General features: G+C 32.9%; 12 protein-coding genes. 10 read left to right on the top strand and 2 right to left on the bottom strand.

Annotation, left to right across the window (positions count from 1 at the left end):
- From ACNQGS_RS28230 to ACNQGS_RS28220, 3 genes are all read left to right on the top strand, one after another.
- Positions 1–1,264, top strand: a 1,264-nt coding sequence (locus ACNQGS_RS28230) for an N-acetylglucosaminidase (protein ID WP_491490276.1), incomplete at its 5' end; no start/stop codon positions are given.
- 169 nt (positions 1,265–1,433) lie between these two features.
- Positions 1,434–2,444 carry an acyltransferase gene (locus tag ACNQGS_RS28225; protein WP_491490275.1) on the top strand — a complete coding sequence of 337 codons (1,011 nt, stop codon included), beginning with the start codon at positions 1,434–1,436 and terminating at the stop codon, positions 2,442–2,444.
- A 574-nt stretch (positions 2,445–3,018) separates the two neighbouring features.
- The gene (locus ACNQGS_RS28220) at positions 3,019–3,420 is read left to right on the top strand and encodes an acyltransferase family protein (protein ID WP_491490274.1); all 402 of its coding nucleotides are present in this window, start codon (positions 3,019–3,021) and stop codon (positions 3,418–3,420) included.
- 1,418 nt (positions 3,421–4,838) lie between these two features.
- Here the strand turns inward: ACNQGS_RS28220 and ACNQGS_RS28215 are convergent.
- Positions 4,839–6,014, bottom strand: coding sequence for a glycosyltransferase family 4 protein (locus ACNQGS_RS28215; protein ID WP_491490273.1), 1,176 nt, complete (start codon positions 6,012–6,014; stop codon positions 4,839–4,841).
- 207 nt (positions 6,015–6,221) lie between these two features.
- Between ACNQGS_RS28215 and ACNQGS_RS28210 the strand changes: the two genes are divergently transcribed.
- From ACNQGS_RS28210 to ACNQGS_RS28185, 6 genes are all read left to right on the top strand, one after another.
- Complete coding sequence (locus ACNQGS_RS28210; protein ID WP_491490272.1) at positions 6,222–7,616, top strand: O-antigen ligase family protein; 1,395 nt, start codon at positions 6,222–6,224, stop codon at positions 7,614–7,616.
- Between the two features lie 248 nt (positions 7,617–7,864).
- Positions 7,865–9,031 (top strand): glycosyltransferase family 2 protein, encoded by a 1,167-nt coding sequence (locus ACNQGS_RS28205; RefSeq protein WP_423799690.1) that lies wholly within the window; start codon positions 7,865–7,867, stop codon positions 9,029–9,031.
- Positions 9,032–9,038: 7 nt separating this feature from the next.
- Positions 9,039–10,514 (top strand): lipid II flippase MurJ, encoded by a 1,476-nt coding sequence (locus ACNQGS_RS28200; protein ID WP_491490271.1) that lies wholly within the window; start codon positions 9,039–9,041, stop codon positions 10,512–10,514.
- 69 nt (positions 10,515–10,583) lie between these two features.
- A complete protein-coding gene (locus ACNQGS_RS28195; RefSeq protein ID WP_491490270.1) occupies positions 10,584–11,321 on the top strand; it encodes a WecB/TagA/CpsF family glycosyltransferase in 738 nt (245 codons plus the stop codon).
- A gap of 11 nt (positions 11,322–11,332) precedes the next feature.
- Positions 11,333–12,439, top strand: coding sequence for a glycosyltransferase (locus tag ACNQGS_RS28190; RefSeq protein ID WP_491490269.1), 1,107 nt, complete (start codon positions 11,333–11,335; stop codon positions 12,437–12,439).
- A gap of 451 nt (positions 12,440–12,890) precedes the next feature.
- Positions 12,891–13,952, top strand: a complete 1,062-nt coding sequence (locus ACNQGS_RS28185; RefSeq protein WP_491490268.1) for a glycosyltransferase family 4 protein — start codon at positions 12,891–12,893, stop codon at positions 13,950–13,952.
- Positions 13,953–14,048: 96 nt separating this feature from the next.
- Here the strand turns inward: ACNQGS_RS28185 and ACNQGS_RS28180 are convergent, their stop codons facing one another.
- Positions 14,049–15,101, bottom strand: coding sequence for an LCP family protein (locus ACNQGS_RS28180; protein WP_491490267.1), 1,053 nt, complete (start codon positions 15,099–15,101; stop codon positions 14,049–14,051).
- A gap of 216 nt (positions 15,102–15,317) precedes the next feature.
- Between ACNQGS_RS28180 and ACNQGS_RS28175 the strand changes: the two genes are divergently transcribed.
- The gene (locus ACNQGS_RS28175) at positions 15,318–16,376 is read left to right on the top strand and encodes a glycosyltransferase family 4 protein (RefSeq protein WP_491490266.1); all 1,059 of its coding nucleotides are present in this window, start codon (positions 15,318–15,320) and stop codon (positions 16,374–16,376) included.
- Positions 16,377–16,799 lie beyond the last annotated feature (423 nt).

Below are 16,799 nucleotides of genomic sequence, written 5' to 3'. Positions count from 1 at the left end.
GAGACTAGCAGATTATGGTGATTGGCATTTGGTCTTGAGTGGAAATGAATACGGATATATATGGAAGGGTAATACCATTCCGAGCTTAGGGACTGATATCCAAAATAAAAATAATTCTAGACCGATAGGAATCCAATTCATCACTAAATCCGATATGCCAGTAAAGGATGCACAAACAGGTAAATATTTCGCCGTTTTAAAACAAGGCCAAGTCTATCAATCCTATGGTGGAGATAGTAACTGGGTCGCAGTTGACGTAGGTGGAAGACTTGGTTATGTTGGTGTATGGGGTGTTCAGTTAGGTCCTATAATTAGCTATTCTAATTATGATGTTAGCTTAAATGATTTCTTTAATATCCAAATGACAAAATCACCTCAATATGATGTTTCTAAATATAATGCCTATATTATTAGTGATGCTCTGTCATCAATTACAAATGGTGTAGGCATTATAGACGGAAATTGGAATGTTCGTGGTGGTCCTGGTACGGATTATTGGAAATTAGGTACTATAAATGATCTGGAGAAAATTAGCATAATTTCTTCTGTTAATAGAAATAATCAGACCTGGTATCAATTTAATTACTATAAGACCACTAATGCCCAAGGGGAACCAGTTTATAGGCCTTTTGTAAATGCTAGTCAAGAAGATGTTTTATACTTCATTAACCCTGATAATTTTATTAACGATGAGAAACAAAAATATCAATTTTTAGATTTATCACAAAGTGTTGGAGCTTCTCCAGATGAAATAAATAGTAAAATATTAAGCGATAAAGGAAACCTATCAAATCAAGCAGATTCTTTTATAAGAGCTGGCAGGGAAGTAGGAATAAATGAAATTTATCTTATTTCACATGCATTACATGAAACTGGTGCAGGGACTTCCAGAGAATCTGCTTTATTAAAAGGTTACTTGGTTACTTCTGTAAACGGACAGCCAGTTACACCACGAGTCGTTTATAATATGTATGGCTATGGTGCTATTGATGCATGCCCTGTACAATGTGGAGGAGAATTTGCATACAATCAAGGATGGTTTACTGTTGAAGACGCCATTATTGGCGGTGCTAAATTAATTGCTCAAGGATATATAAAAAATGGTCAGAATACCCTATATAAAATGAGATGGAATGTTGATAATCCGTATCATCAGTATGCAACGGACATTGGTTGGGCTTTTAAGCAAGTTAATAATATCTATAATTATTATGCGCTTTTGACAACCAAAATAGAAAGATTTGATTATCCAGTATATAAATAGGTATAGAGTAAAACTATAAAAGCGGTCACCTTAATTTAGGTTGACCGCTTTTATAGTTGTGTATTACAAACATTTAATGTGCCTCGAAATAATTTTATTGCCTATGTCCATAAATAACATTATTATTGTAATATCAATTATTGTAGATTACTAAAGGAGATTATGATTAATGGTAAAAATAGGGAGAAACGGTGGACTTGATTTAATAAGGGTCTTTGCCACTTTATTTGTCTTATCTGTTCATTTTTTCGCTAATACTTATTTCTATACTACCCCTGTTGTTGGGAAAAATATGTATTTGCAAGTTTTTTTAAGAATGTTCTTTTTAATATGTGTTCCTCTATTCATGATATTAACAGGATATCTACAAATAAATAAATCCCCAAATAAAGATTATTACAAGAGAATTTCTCCAATTTTGATTATATATTTAATTTATTCTTTATTAGCCATAATGATAAATATTTTCTTTTTTAAGGAAGAAAAAAGTATTCATGAATGGATTGGTGCTATATTAAATTTTAAAGCAGACGGATATGCTTGGTATGTAAATATGTACATCGGATTATTCCTAATAGTCCCTTTCCTAAATATTTTATATAGAAACATTGAGACAAAAAAACAAAAACAATTATTGATTTTGGTTTTTTTAATTCTTACTGCTTTGCCTAGTTTTTTTAACGGGAAGGCAAGAGGTTCTCTTTACTTTCCAGATTTCTGGATTCAATTATACCCAATCACATACTACTTTATAGGAAATTATATAAAGGAATTTCAAATAAAAATTAATAAGTTAGCAGGTGTTTGTACTTTATTTTTAGTGACGCTATTTGAGTTTTTGATTGAAATCCATTATACCAATGATTACTTCTTAGGAATGGTAGGATCTTATTCTTCACTTCTTATTGTTATACATGCAACGATATTCTTTTTACTTTTTTACGATGTTAGCGTTAATAATCGTTTAGCTCTAAAAATATTATCCATTATTTCTGTTCTTTCATTAGATATCTATTTGGCTTCTTATATAACAGATAGACTTGTTTATAAATATGTTTTAGGGTACCATTTCGAATCACAGCAACAAATTCTGTATTGGTTTTTACCTATAGTGGGAGCTACATTCTTATTTGCCTTTATCTTATCATATTTTCGCCATATCTTTATTAAGGTAAGATAATAATTGTGGGTGTTGCATTAAGTGGTGTAATTCTAATGTAATGCCCTCTTTGAATTTATTTGGTTTTAATACCTTGAAGTTTCCGAAAGTTGAGGCTAGTGCCAGTCCGAAACTAGACGAGTACTATGTCATAGTGTAGTTTCATAGAAATAAAAAAGTCGTACAACCAAAGATCAACAAAGGTCAACAACTTCTTTACTAGAGGTTATGGGAGCAAAGCATTGGTAGATATGCATGGGTTAATTAATTCGAATGGTGGTGGTACCAACCATCACGGAATGAAGACAGTACAATAACATTTTTTTAATAGTGGATTCGGTGAGGAGACCGCTGAGCTAACAAGGTAAAAAGCTTAATTAAAACAGCATAATTATATGAGATCCAATAGCAAAAACTCCCCTTCTCAATCAAGAGTGAAGGGGAGTTATTTCTTTATATCTTTTTTCATCACCAAATTTATAATCATGTGAGAGGCGAAAGAGATTAAATAAAATAAAATATTATGAAGGGTTAAGGGGTTTAGCTGCAATATTTGTTATTTTTTCTCACTTTGTTACAAGTATTTTACCCAAATATGCTTAGAACTGATCCTACTTTGGTACACAACAGATTGGAAGACTTTATCTCTTCAAATCCTTTAAATTTAATCTATAACGGGAATTCTTCTGTTAGTCTTTTCTTTGTGTTAAGTGGATTTGTCCTTAGTCATAAGTACTTTAAGGAAAAGAAACAGGAGATACTTAATGAAAGTGCAATAAGAAGATATTTTCGGTTGGCCATTCCTGTTTTAACTTCTTTGCTTTTGGCCTATTTTTTATTAAAATTTAATGCCTATGTTTTTGACGATATCAAAAACATAACAAAGTCAGAGATGAATGATCCTTATTCCGAGAAAAGAGGGTTACAAGATATTCTATATCAAGGCTTATATGGAACATTTGTAAATAATGATAGTGTATTTAACCGTGTTCTTTAGACAAAGAAATACGAATTATATGGTTCGATGTTAATTTTCAGTCCTTTCTTTATTTGCAAATACGAAAAATCGTGTCTAGATTTATATTGTTATTATCTTAGTTCTGTATAATACCTATTATCTTGGATTTATTTTGGGACTAATGTTATGTGATTCATATAATAATGGACTTGAAAAGGTGAAAAAGTGCTTGTTTTATCCGGCTATATTTTTGGGGTCATATTTCGGATCTTTTCCATATATATCTGTCTAAAAGAACAATATACAATATATTATCGCCTGAGTGGCTGAATTTAAATTATATGGTTTTTTTTCATACATTAGGTGCAGCTTTAATTATCTTAGCAATTATTCTATCTAGAAAGTTATTTCTTTTATTTTGTTAATTCCACTTTCTTATTTAATGTATAAAATTGTTGATTTGGGATCTGTTAAAGCAGCAAAGTTTTTCTATTTTAGACTCTTCAAAAAAAATGAACCAAACAATGAATTAGGAAAATAATCTAAACAAAAAAGCCTCTTTCATTCGAGAGGGGCTTTAAAAGGGATTTATCAATAATGACTCCCTGCTTCTCCAATCCCATTACATTATCTGCAATATTTTCTCATCGCTAGTTCTTATCCAAAGGTCTAGCCAAAGTTTCCATTTTTTACTGCTTCCCAATAAAAGCAAAGCCTTGTTCTAGTAAGGGAAAGTCTAGCCTAGAGACACTTTTTTCCTAGCGGTTATGATATGGGTCTGGATCTATGTTAGGATTTTTTTAAACTCATTTGCAAAGGATCCAAAACCGATAATCTCGGAAGCCTCCTTATTCTTAAACACTTCCTGGAACTCTTTCGCGCTACCCCATTAAAGCTCCCTTAATAGTTAATTTCTTTTATAAGTTCTCATCACCTGCTAAAGTTAAAAGTTCTTTGAAGGAACCCCCAAGGCCCATAAATAATGTTTGTTCGCAAAGCCTTCTTACGACGAGAAATACAAATGAATCATTGATGATAACAGATAACATGAAAAAACACGTGATTCAAAGAGAAACTGCATGAAACAGGAAGAGCAGTACTTGGCATACTATGAAGATATACCTGTTGGATCAAGGAGGTGGGAGATCGCGGGGTATTCATCCCGGAGGAGCCTTTTTCCTTTTTTCGGGCAATGACTTAAGCGTTCCTTGTCAATTAGCATTAGAAGGACAACAACTATGGTGTCTTATAATCGGACCTAGTCTTGGAAAACAAATTTGAGGCAGAATGAAATCTATCAAATCAAAATTTAAGTATAAAAGGGAAGCTTTTCGGCTTCCCTTTTATTATGTGGCAAAGTTCCCATCAAAATCTAGACTAACTGAGCACGTCATTTTTTTATCAACTTTCGATGTCAATAACATTACTTTAGAACTTCTTTCCTTAATAAGGATTAACTATTTATACTTTTTAATGGCTTCATCATAAATTTGCTCGAACTTACTTGCTGCAGCCAGATGAGAATACTCTTGTTCTACCTTTATTCTTGCATTTTTTGCTAAAATTTCTCCGAATTCGGGATTATCTAATATTTTTAATATTGCGTCCGATAGGGCTTCAACGTTTTTGTCTGGAACCAATAGGCCGTCTACTTCATGATCAAAGATTTCTTTTAGTCCCCCTACTGCTCCTGCAACTACTGGAGAACCCGATCCCATAGCTTCTAATGCAGAGATAGAGGTCGCCTCTTCCACACCGTAGGAATGAACACTAGGGACTAAGACAATATCCGACAAGGCATAAAGACCTTTCATCTTTTCATGAGGAACAGATCCAAGTAATTTAATATTATTTTCCAACTTATATTTTGATATCTCTTCCTTTATCCTTCCTTGTTGTTCCCCTGTTCCAGCATATACCAAAAGAGTATTTGGATGTTTTTTTAAGATTTTAGGTAAAGCTAAGGTTGGATATATTACTCCATTTTTTTCTGTAAGCCTTCTCGGAACAAACAGAATGTTCATATCTTCAGGGATATTAAATTCTTCTTTTACTGATGACGGATTGACTTTTTCAGGTTGAAATGAATTGACGTCAATAAAATTTTTAATAGTAATCGCTTCAACGTTTGCTCTGTTCTTAATATATTCGCGGATTCGTTTATCGACTGCAACGACTTTAGTAGCATTCTGGTATGCCTTTTTTTCAATATCTTGTACTTTCATATCTTCTTTACTATTTTCAATTAAAGCACCTCTGCTAATTGCCTCAAAGGAATAATAGCCATGAACAGTTGCAACAGTAGGTAAACCCGAATTAATTGAGGCTAAGGCTGCAAAAACATCTTGGGAATTTATAACATCGTATTCATTTTTGCGCTCATTTAAATATGAAGAAAGCAATTTTTGTTTTTGTGTATCATTTAATAATTGTCCTTTTCCTTTGCTTATTTTATTTAGAAGAAATCCCGGTGCCTGAGAATAGACCTTTCTTAAAAGAGGATTCATATTCGAAAAGGATAATACATCCACCTGGTGCCCCTTTGCTTCTAACCCGCCCTTTAAAGTTGAAACATGCGTTGATAGTCCACCTTCGTGTGGATATTCAAAGATTGTTGTGATTAAAATTTTCATTATAGATGTACCTCACTTTTTAAGTTTAAATATTTCAATTTCCAAGGATATCTTAGCATATTACTTACAAAAAAATGAAATAAAATAGGAGATGAATTACTTTCTTGTTTACAATTTATCATTATAAAATTATAATGATAAATTGTATTGTATAATAGAATTGTTTTTGTAAACCTTATCCCCTTTAAAAACTCTCGGAGGAGTATTATGTTAAAGTATTTGAAACCGTTAATTGAAAGATATGAAGTTTTCCTTGTGATTTTTTTAGGATTACAACCGCTAATTGATGTACTTACTACTTATAGTTTATCACTAAATCTTAACATTACCTTTGGAATTATAATACGATTTCTAATCCTCTTTATTAGTATAGTTTATATTTTTCTTAAATCTTTACAATTAGGTAAAAAGAAATATATATATTATTTTTTAATTTTATTCTTTGTGTTGGCATTGGGAATTGGTAATAATTTTATTTATAAACCCATTTTTTCAATAGGGGAAGAAGGAAAGTTTATTGTTAAAGTGGTTTATTTATTCGTTATGCTTTACGCATATTTACTTTCTTTTAAATCTTTATCGTCTAAGCTGACAGTAGAAGATAAATTGATGAAATACCTATTGTTATCGTCATTATTCATAAATCTTGTTTTTGTCGTTTCAATTGCAACATCAACTAGTTTAACTAGTTATGATTATTCTAAAATTGGTTATTCTGGCTGGTTTTATGCCGGGAATGAAATTGGCGCAATTCTTGCTATAAGTTTTCCGGTAGTTTTACTTTTCTCAGTCAGGAACACATTTTCATTAAAAGATATTTATAAATGGATACCTTCAATTTTAATGATTTTTTCGATGCTTGCCGTAGGGACTAAAGTGGGATATGGTGCGTGTTTAATAAGCATATTCACGGCTTTAATAATGAATTTGTATGAACAATTCCAATCTAGAAGAACTCCTAAAGTAAAGACTAAAAAACTCAGGAGTATGATTTTATGTATTCTAACTATATGCTTAATTGTTATTACACCTCTTACTCCTATATATAAGAATACATTTGCTCATTTAAACTTATTGGGGATTGATATATCATCAGAAGAGAAGCCTATAATAAAGAAAAATGAAGTAAAAAAAGAAGCGCATCCTTCTAATAATACCGATAAACAGCAAACCATTAACAAAAAACAAATAGAAAATTTAGTACTTAGTAGTAGAGAAGTTTACTTAGCAAAACAAAAAAATGATTTCAAGAATGCACCAATATCTCAAAAACTTTTTGGAATGGGATATGCAGGTAATTATACAGAAAAGCCTAAAATGATTGAAATGGACTTTTACGATGTTTTTTTCTCTTTGGGAATTATTGGTTCATTAGTCTTGCTGTTTCCGTTAATTTACTTTGGACTTAAGCTCATTATCTTTGCTTTTTCCGATTTAAAAAAGATTTTTAATTTAAAATACGTTTTATATGTGGTTAGCTTATTATTAGCTTTTGGTATTGCATTTTCTGCTGGTCATGTATTAACAGCACCTGCAGTTAGTATCTACATTGCAGCGATTTTTGCTTTTCTTCTAGTCGACTTACAGATAAATGGTGTTTAGTTGAAATTTTTCACGAAAAAGGGAGAAGAGTTTTTCTTCTCCCCTTATTTTTATTAATAAGTAATTAAAGCTAACTTAAGATAGGCATATTTGTTGATAGGAACGGAAGAAGTGTAAATGAAGCAGAACCAAGATTCAAAGTTAAAAGAGCTTATTAATTTAAAAATAAACGAATAACAAGAGTATTATTCAAAAATAATACATGAAGAATAATGGTTGCTTTAAAATGTTATAAAGGATGCGAAAGAATGGATAAGATCTCGATATTAATGCCAACGTATAATGATGCAGCATATATAGAAAAAAGTATTCAATCAATTCAAAGGCAGTCTTATCAAAATTGGGAACTAATTGTGGTAAATGATGGGTCCACAGATGAAACCGAGAAAATTATTCAGTCTATAAATGATGATCGAATAAAATACTATGCTCAAGAAAACAGCGGCCAATTAAATGCAGTTTTACATGCTTCAAAATATATTGAAGGAAATATTGTCCTGTTATTTCATTCGGATGATGAGCTAGCCAATAATGAAGTGTTTTCATTAATAATAAATACCTTTAATACTTCACCGGATATTGATGGCTTATATGCTGACTATTTAACAATTGATGAAAACAGTAGAATTAGCGGAACCATGAAAAGACCAGATGAAATTGATAAAAAAGAATTAATAAGAAAAGTATTCTTTCATAAAGGGGATAATCTTATTGGAGATACCTTTATTGTGAAAAAGGATATTTTTGTACAATACATTCTGCAAAATTACATATACGATAACACTATATATTATGTGGATTATAAGAATTTTAACGTTCTTAATTTAAAGAAAATCAGCCCTTGGTACAAATATAGGGTCTTTGGAGAAAATTATATACACAGTGATGTTGGGAAATTTGAAGTAGCCAATGGCTGTTTTCGAACAGTATACAAATTGCTTTTTAACCATTTCAAAACGGGACCAATGCTAGCTCTATCAAATTTAACGTTATTCAAAATCTTCCGCAAACTTAAGTTGTATAATTTTTCAAAGGTCTCTAAGGGAGACTCTGTGGACATTCAGCTTGCAATAAAACTATTTGAGCTATGGAAGAAGGAGTTAGTGGTAAAGGGATATCCTAAAATATCCATGATGCAAATAAGTAAAATTCTGCATTCTTTAAGCAGTATGCACAAGACATCTAATCCTCTTTACCTAAAAAGGGAGGAAACAGATTCTATTTCCTATCTTTTTTATGGAAAAGATGCAAGGAGATTTTACAACGAATATAAATCTGATTCAATTAATAGTGTTTACAAAAAAATACTGGAATCAAATTATGATCATATTGTAGTGGATTGTAAGGAAAGTAAAGAAATCGTCCAGAAAATATTACTTTTTTATTCATTTTTTTATGAAATAAAGGTGGAGTGATCACCAAATGTTCAGTTCATTAATGAAACGGAGCAATTTTAAACAAGCTGTTGTAGTTATTTTTCTTTTTGATATATTTGTTAGAGTTATTCAGTTTTTAAGGGAGCTAGCTTTTTCCACTTTTTATGGTTTCTCAAAGGTAACCGACGCTTTTAATTTCACTGTTAATATTTTGGGAACTCCTCTAAATTTAATTGCAGATGCGCTGCTGGTAGGAATAATTCCCTCGCTAAATAAAAAAGAAAGCATGCAGGAAAAGACAAATTATGTCTTTTCACTAATGATTGCTTTTACAAGCATCATAACGGTTTTATTTATTGGATACTTTTCTTTTTTTAGCTATTTTATGAAGTTATTAGCTCCCGGTTTTGAATCTGATACATTAACACTTACCTTTAAATTCTCTATTCTATATAGCGGAATAGGTTTACTGCTGGTGCTTAACCGTATTATTGATAATTTTTTTAGATCAGAAAAAATATTTGGGTTGGCAAACTTCACGAATTTAGTCTCTTCTGTTATAAGCATTTTGATACTTTTTTTACTCTACAAACAAACTTCACTAGCGATTACAATTGGAATGCTGGTTGGAACAATTCTTTCGTTTGCCATACTTTTTTCTAGATTACCGTTAAAAAAGATGACGTGTTTTGACAGAGATGCAGTGGTATTGATTAAAAATTCTTTGCCATTGCTAATAAGCGGCGGGCTAGGGGTAATTAATACATTTGTAGACAAATCCTTTGCGACTCTTTTTGCCTCAGGTACATTAACGATATTGTCTTATTCAAACATGATTGTGCTTTTAATAAGTTCAGTCATTACTAATGCTATTAGCAGCGCTTCCTATTCGTTTGTTGCATCGGAAATCGCAAATAATGAATTTAAAAAAGTACAGGCGCGCGTCAGCCAGATAAATTTCTTCTTTCTGTTTATCTATAGTCTCATTTGTCTTCTTTATATTATTTTGGGAGAGTTTTTCCTTAAGCTTTTATTTCATAGGGGGAATATATCACTGACAGATATAGATATGCTATATCGACTAACTTTAATCTTTATCCCAATGACCATTTTCAGTTCAACGGGGAGCATTGTTCTACAGGTCTTTTATTCATTTAATAATTTAAAGGTGACCACAATCATAAATTCCATGTGTGTGTTATTAAATATTCTTCTTAATTTCCTATTTATAAAAAAGTTTGGGGTATATACACTGGCAGGCTCAACTTTAATTTCATCTATTGCGGCAACACTTATTAACTCATATTTTCTTTATAAAAAGTATCGAATATGGGCTTTGGATTTTAGGATGATTTTATTCGCTTCATTTATAACTGTATTTACTATATCTTGTTTGATATTAGATGATTTGTGGCTTCAATTGATTATTTTATTAGGTTTAATGCTTGTATTTGTCATTATATTTAATAAAGAATCAAAAGAAATTAAGACTCTTTTTAAAGGTTATGTATTACGAAAATAAATGTAAAGATTAATTGAATTTTCCTAAGAAAATTTAGGAAGAGCGAAAAAAGAGAGGTTCAGTAGTATCATGCGAAAGAGTAAAATTAATATTTTAAATATTGATTTTGAAAACATTACAAAAAATGAATTACTACTTCGACTGAGGGATTATATTTCCGAAAGAAAAAAAACTTTCGTAGTAACAGCAAACCCTGAAATCGTAATGTATGCCAATCAAGACAACAAGTACCATTCAATCATTAATAGTGCGGATTTTGTAATTGCTGATGGCATTGGTGTTGTAATCGGTTCTAAAGTATTGGGGTCACCGCTGCCTGAAAGAATTGCCGGCTTTGATCTTATGGTGGAACTACTTAAGCTTGGAAACGAAAACGGATGGTCTGCTTATTTTCTAGGATCTAAGAAGGATGTAATTGAAAAGGCTGTTCAAAATATTCATCACAGTTTTCCTAGCTTACAAATTGCGGGGTGGCACGATGGTTATTTTAACTGGGAAGCCTCTACAATTCCTGAGGAAATAAGAGAAAAAAAACCTGATCTTATATTTGTTGCGTTAGGTCTTCCAAGGCAAGAAAAGTGGATTTATGAAAACATTGGAGGATTTGAGAACGGGCTCTTTATGGGTGTTGGGGGAAGCTTTGATGTGCTTTCCGGAACGGTTAAAAGAGCGCCAATAGTTTGGCAAAAGTTGAACCTTGAGTGGCTGTATCGATTACTAAAGCAGCCTAGTCGTTGGAAGAGAATGCTCGCTTTACCTCTTTTCATGGTGAAAATTTTTAGAGAAAAACTTCGCACAAAGAAATAAGGGGATAATCAATGAAGGTATTGCACTTAAATGCAGGCAATGAAACTGGTGGGGGAATGGTCCATATCCTTTCCTTGTTAAAGGAGTTAAATAAAGAGGAGTTTGTTTTGGGTCTTTTGGAAAAGGGTGTTTTTGAAGAAAAGGCAAAGGCTGCTGGAATTCAAACGATAACATTTGAACAATCCTCTAGATATAATCTATCAGTATTATTTAAAATAATTTCTTTTATAAAAAATGAAAAAGTTGATATTTTACATACCCATGGAGCTAGGGCAAACCTTTATGGTTATTTCTTGAAAAAGTTTACCTCTGTGACGTGGATGACTACTGTTCACAGTGATCCTCGGAATGATTTCCTTGGAAGAGGTATTAAGGGAAAGGTATTTACAAAATTAAATCTTGCTGTGCTAAAAAAACCTGATCATTTTTTTGCAATCTCCAAACGTTTTACAGATATGATGGTGGAATTTGGTATTAGCTCACATAAAATTACGACTATCTTTAATGGAATTGATTTTTCCGTTCCCATAATAAAAGAAGTTTCCAGGAAAGAAATGAAACTTTCCAAAGAGGATTTCGTCATATTAATGGTAGCACGTTTAGACCCAGTGAAACGGCATCAACTTGCACTTAAGGCTGTCAAAGAGGCCATCAAATTTCATCCGGAAATTAAATTACTGTTGGTCGGGGATGGTCCTATGCGAAATGAGATTTTGCATCTTATAAAAGAATGGTGCCTTGAAAAACATGTGACAGTTCTTGGCCATAGAGAGGATGTAAACGCACTTTGTGCCCTTGCCGATATTACATTGCTGACCTCAAAAACTGAAAGTTTTCCATTAGTTTTATTAGAATCTGGGAGGGAAAACACCCCCGTCATTACGACCGATGTTGGTGGAGTTAGAGATATGATTCCAGATTTTTCATATGGATTTATCGTTTCTAAAAATGAAAAGGCTGAAATTGTATCTTTTATAGATAAAGCAATTGAAATGCGAAAAACAGGTGGTTTGGCTATAATGGGGGCAAAGTTTAGAAGTTATATTTCCAAGCATTATTCGATTGAATCTTTTGTAGATAGTATTTTCAGCGTATACAAAAGGTATCAAAGGAAGTAAATATTTGTTATGAAAACATTGAACAAAAGAAATATATCGAACAATATACCCCTAGTTAAGTAGGGGATTCATTTAATGGTACTCCTATCTAAATATAAAACTATCCAATTATTTCTACCAAATTGTAACAAATTAACATGATTTTCGTCAGATTTCGTGGTATATTAGTATGTAAAGTGTAACTACAGTTTTTGTTAGGGGATTTATTAGTTTTTAGTAAAAGTAGTAAATTTAAACTTATTGTAACGTATTTGGAAAGTCAGTGAATCTGAAAATCTATTTAAATTAAATAGTAACTGTGTTATAATCCACATGGTACAGCAGAATACGTTGCTATGAAAATCATTGTTTAATAGATAACAATCTTTATAAGTAACCTAACGGTTGCTCCATTAGACTGTTTGTCTTTATGGATATATGAATGGGTTTAATAGTTATGAGGAGGATCATGATGGTCTACATCACCTTGTTTTTATGCTTTATTTGCTCGATATTACTAACTCCTTTGGTAAAAAAATTAGCTTTCAAAATAGGGGCAACTGATAAGCCAAATCAGCGAAAAGTTCACAAAAAAATAATGCCACGTCTTGGCGGATTAGCTATTTACCTAAGTTTTATTGTAGGTATGCTTATTATGCGTCCCGACGCACCTTATGCAATACCGATTGTTTTAGGAAGTATTATCATCGTTATTACAGGTATAGCTGATGACGTAATGGAATTATCAGCTAAAATTAAATTTTTAGCCCAAATAGTTGCAGCTGCAATTGTTGTTATATGGGGTGGAGTCCATTTGGAATTTATTAATCTTCCATTCGGTGGGCAAATTGATTTTGGATATTTAAGTATTCCATTGACGATTTTCTGGATTGTAGGTATTACTAATGCCATCAACCTTATTGATGGGTTAGATGGTTTAGCTGCCGGTGTATCCTCTATTGCCTTAATCACCATTTCCGGAATGGCTATTATTATGGGTGACGGTTATGTAACAACTGTTGCATCATTAGTTTTGGCTAGTACACTTGGATTTTTAATTTATAATTTTCACCCGGCGAAGATCTTTATGGGTGATACGGGTGCGCTATTCTTGGGCTTTATGATTTCCGTATTATCATTGCTTGGTTTTAAAAACGTTACATTAATTTCCTTTATCGTTCCTGTTATTATTCTCGGTGTTCCGATATCTGATACATTCTTTGCCATTATTCGCCGAATTGTAAATAAGAAGCCTTTATCTGCACCTGATAAATCGCATTTACATCACTGTCTGCTTCGTTTAGGATTTACACATAGACAAACGGTGTTAATCATTTATGCAATGGCAGCTTTCTTCGGATTAATGGCGATTATTTTCTCGCAAGCAAAGCTTTTAGGAGGATTCTTCCTCATTTTAGTCTTATTAATTGTGATTGAGTTGATTGCAGAAGCAGTCGGTCTTGTCGGCAAAAATTATCGACCATTAATGAAAATGATGCGAGTTCTCCTTATAACAACAGTACGTAATAGATAAAACTAAAGAGCCAGCCCTTTTGGGCTGGCTCTTTAGTTTGACTAGTTTGTTTGGTTGACAAAAAAAAAACCCATCACAAAATGTGATGAGATTTCTTTAATTATTAGTAGAAGGATTATTGTTTTGATCTGTATTAACAATTTTTCCGTTTGTGCTGGCTTGTACCGTATTTGATTCCAAACCTAGTTGGGTTTTTAAAACTGTTTTAGCTTCTTCTAAAGATGTTTCATCAAGCTTGTAGTAATAAATCCCTTTGATATATGCATCGCTGCCCTTAAGGTTTAAGGTCTCAATGTTAAGACCACCGCCAGTGAGCCCATAATCCATTAATGATTTCATATCATCGAATGACATATTGGTAGTCATATTTTTTCCAACAGCTTCAATTAGCTCGCCATGCTTTGTAATCGATGATGCAGATAAAGCTTTGCTAAAAATTGCTTTAAGAATTTGCTGCTGTCTTTGACCCCTCATGAAGTCAGTATCTTTATGTCGAGTTCTTGCCAATGCAAGTGCTTGTTCTCCGTTTAATGTTTGTAGGCCTTGCTTTAAACGTATGGCATTTGGCCGATCATGCGAGTCTTGCTCCGAAAGGGCATAAGGTACCTCAACTTCAATTCCATCGAGAGCATTGACAGTGTCGATAAATGCATAGAAATTTACTTTTACATAATAATCAATCGGTATATCAAGAAGTTCCTGAACGGTTTCAATTGAAAGTGCCGGTCCACCGAAAGCGTGAGCGTGGTTAATTTTATCATACTTATTCTTTTTAGGAATATAAACGTACGAATCACGCGGTATACTCAACAGTTTCACTGTCTTGTCCTTTTTGTTTAGGGTTGCAACCATAAGTGCATCTGAACGAACAGCATCACCATATTGCTTGGCACGTTCTTTACTTTCATCTACACCGATAAGGAGTATTGAGACATTATCCATTTTGGGGTCTACTTTTACTTCCCTTTTTGATACGGCTTTTACAGGTTTGTAAGATTTGTGAACCACTGATTCTGCTTTCTTTAGCAGAAATGTTGCATACCCTGCACTACTTAAGGCTACTACTAATATTGGAAGTAAAATCCACATGTATATTCGTTTTCGTTTTTTCTTTTTTTTCCCACGGTTTGAACGTGTAAATTGCGGCATATCATTTCTCCTTTAACAAAAATAAACAAGAACAACAATATTATAAACCAGTTTCCATTTTACACTTTTTTACTCTCTGCGTAAATTGAAATTTTTTGTCGATATTTAATGCGGTATTGAAAAAGGACTATATTTTGGGAATTCTTGTTTTTACCATATATAATTTGTTTTTGATTTTGCCATAATGGACAAACTGACATCAAGGAGGATTTATCCATGCTATATCTTACCTTGATTATCTGTTTCTTTGTCTCGGTGCTTTTAACACCGATTATAAAAAAAATAGCCTTCTTAATCGGAGCAACAGATCAGCCAAATCAAAGAAAAGTTCACCAGTCCATCATGCCTCGGCTAGGGGGCTTAGCAATTTTCATCAGTTTTATAGTAGGAATTGTTCTATTGCGACCCGAAAACCAAGTATCTATTGCAATATTAATTGGCTGTATAATCATTATCATTACCGGTTTGCTTGATGACATGGTTGAATTGTCTGCACGATATAAGCTAATCGGACAAATTGCGGCAGCGTGTTCAGTCATTTTCTTAGGAGATTTGAAAGTGGTGTTTATCAATCTTCCGTTTGGTGGTGTACTCGAGTTTGGATTTTTAAGTATCCCGCTAACCCTACTTTGGATTGTTGGAATAACTAACGCAATAAATTTAATTGATGGACTTGACGGTTTGGCTGCAGGGGTTTCTTCTATTGCTTTAATTACAATTTCGGGGATGGCAATTTTACAGGGGAATGTATATGTTTTGACAGTTGGATTGATCGTTCTTGCCAGCACCCTAGGATTTTTAATTTACAACTTCCATCCCGCTAGTATTTTCATGGGGGATACAGGAGCACTGTTCCTAGGATTCATTATTTCAGTTTTGTCTCTACTTGGTTTTAAAAATGTCACCTTCATATCATTTATCATTCCGGTTATTATCTTAGGGGTTCCAATCTCGGACACTTTTTTTGCTATACTTAGAAGAATCATCCAAAGGAAACCATTAGGTGCACCAGACAAGCAGCACTTGCACCATTGCATGCTGCGAATGGGCTATTCCCACAGGCAAACGGTTCTTCTCATATACGCCATGTCCGCTTTCTTTGGCTTGATGGCAGTCATTTATTCGCAGGCCCGGATTGGCGGAGCGATGTTCTTAATTGCTTTAATCGTACTCTTTATTGAAATCATTGCAGAAAAAATCGGCCTTGTTGGTAGAAATTACAGGCCCATTTTGAAAATCTTACAAACACTCCGTACTAGTACCGCTAAAAAGTAAAGGGGCTCTTCTTGACAAATTAATAGGAGTTTTCAGAACCTGTATAGAATCTATTCTTTACAGGTTTTTTATTGACGAACTAACGGCTTTAATGTAATATTGACGTGCTTTGTATTTTTCAAAATAATACTTTTTAAAAGGAGGACAGCATCAGGAAATTAGGATTATTAAAGCGCCAGAACTAACCAAATGTAGGTTGGTTAGTAGACGAGGTGGAGGATTATCGAAATGTTCGGCGGATACCTCCCGGTTGAAACGCACAACCGTCAATTTCTTTCTTAAAACACGGAGGCAACTCGGTGCACAAAGGGGAGAAAATGCACATACTAAAATAATGTTGAAAAAGGTATAGACAGATACCTATAAAAAAACAGAGATAAGGGGGCAGGTACGCCTCCAAAGCTTCTTGCCCCCTATATCAGA

Source organism: Neobacillus sp. PVCKKU3, from assembly GCF_058323225.1.
The sequence above is the reverse complement of the archived record's forward strand: the minus strand, read 5'-3'. Positions and strand labels throughout refer to the sequence as shown.

Coding starts and splice junctions, on each gene's coding strand:
- ACNQGS_RS28175 (WP_491490266.1), top strand. CDS start 15,318: ATGCTATATCTTACCTTGATTATCTGTTTCTTTGTCTCGGTGCTTTTA.
- ACNQGS_RS28205 (WP_423799690.1), top strand. CDS start 7,865: ATGGATAAGATCTCGATATTAATGCCAACGTATAATGATGCAGCATAT.
- ACNQGS_RS28195 (WP_491490270.1), top strand. CDS start 10,584: ATGCGAAAGAGTAAAATTAATATTTTAAATATTGATTTTGAAAACATT.
- ACNQGS_RS28215 (WP_491490273.1), bottom strand. CDS start 6,014: ATGAAAATTTTAATCACAACAATCTTTGAATATCCACACGAAGGTGGA.
- ACNQGS_RS28220 (WP_491490274.1), top strand. CDS start 3,019: ATGCTTAGAACTGATCCTACTTTGGTACACAACAGATTGGAAGACTTT.
- ACNQGS_RS28180 (WP_491490267.1), bottom strand. CDS start 15,101: ATGCCGCAATTTACACGTTCAAACCGTGGGAAAAAAAAGAAAAAACGA.
- ACNQGS_RS28185 (WP_491490268.1), top strand. CDS start 12,891: ATGGTCTACATCACCTTGTTTTTATGCTTTATTTGCTCGATATTACTA.
- ACNQGS_RS28190 (WP_491490269.1), top strand. CDS start 11,333: ATGAAGGTATTGCACTTAAATGCAGGCAATGAAACTGGTGGGGGAATG.
- ACNQGS_RS28210 (WP_491490272.1), top strand. CDS start 6,222: ATGTTAAAGTATTTGAAACCGTTAATTGAAAGATATGAAGTTTTCCTT.
- ACNQGS_RS28225 (WP_491490275.1), top strand. CDS start 1,434: ATGGTAAAAATAGGGAGAAACGGTGGACTTGATTTAATAAGGGTCTTT.
- ACNQGS_RS28200 (WP_491490271.1), top strand. CDS start 9,039: ATGTTCAGTTCATTAATGAAACGGAGCAATTTTAAACAAGCTGTTGTA.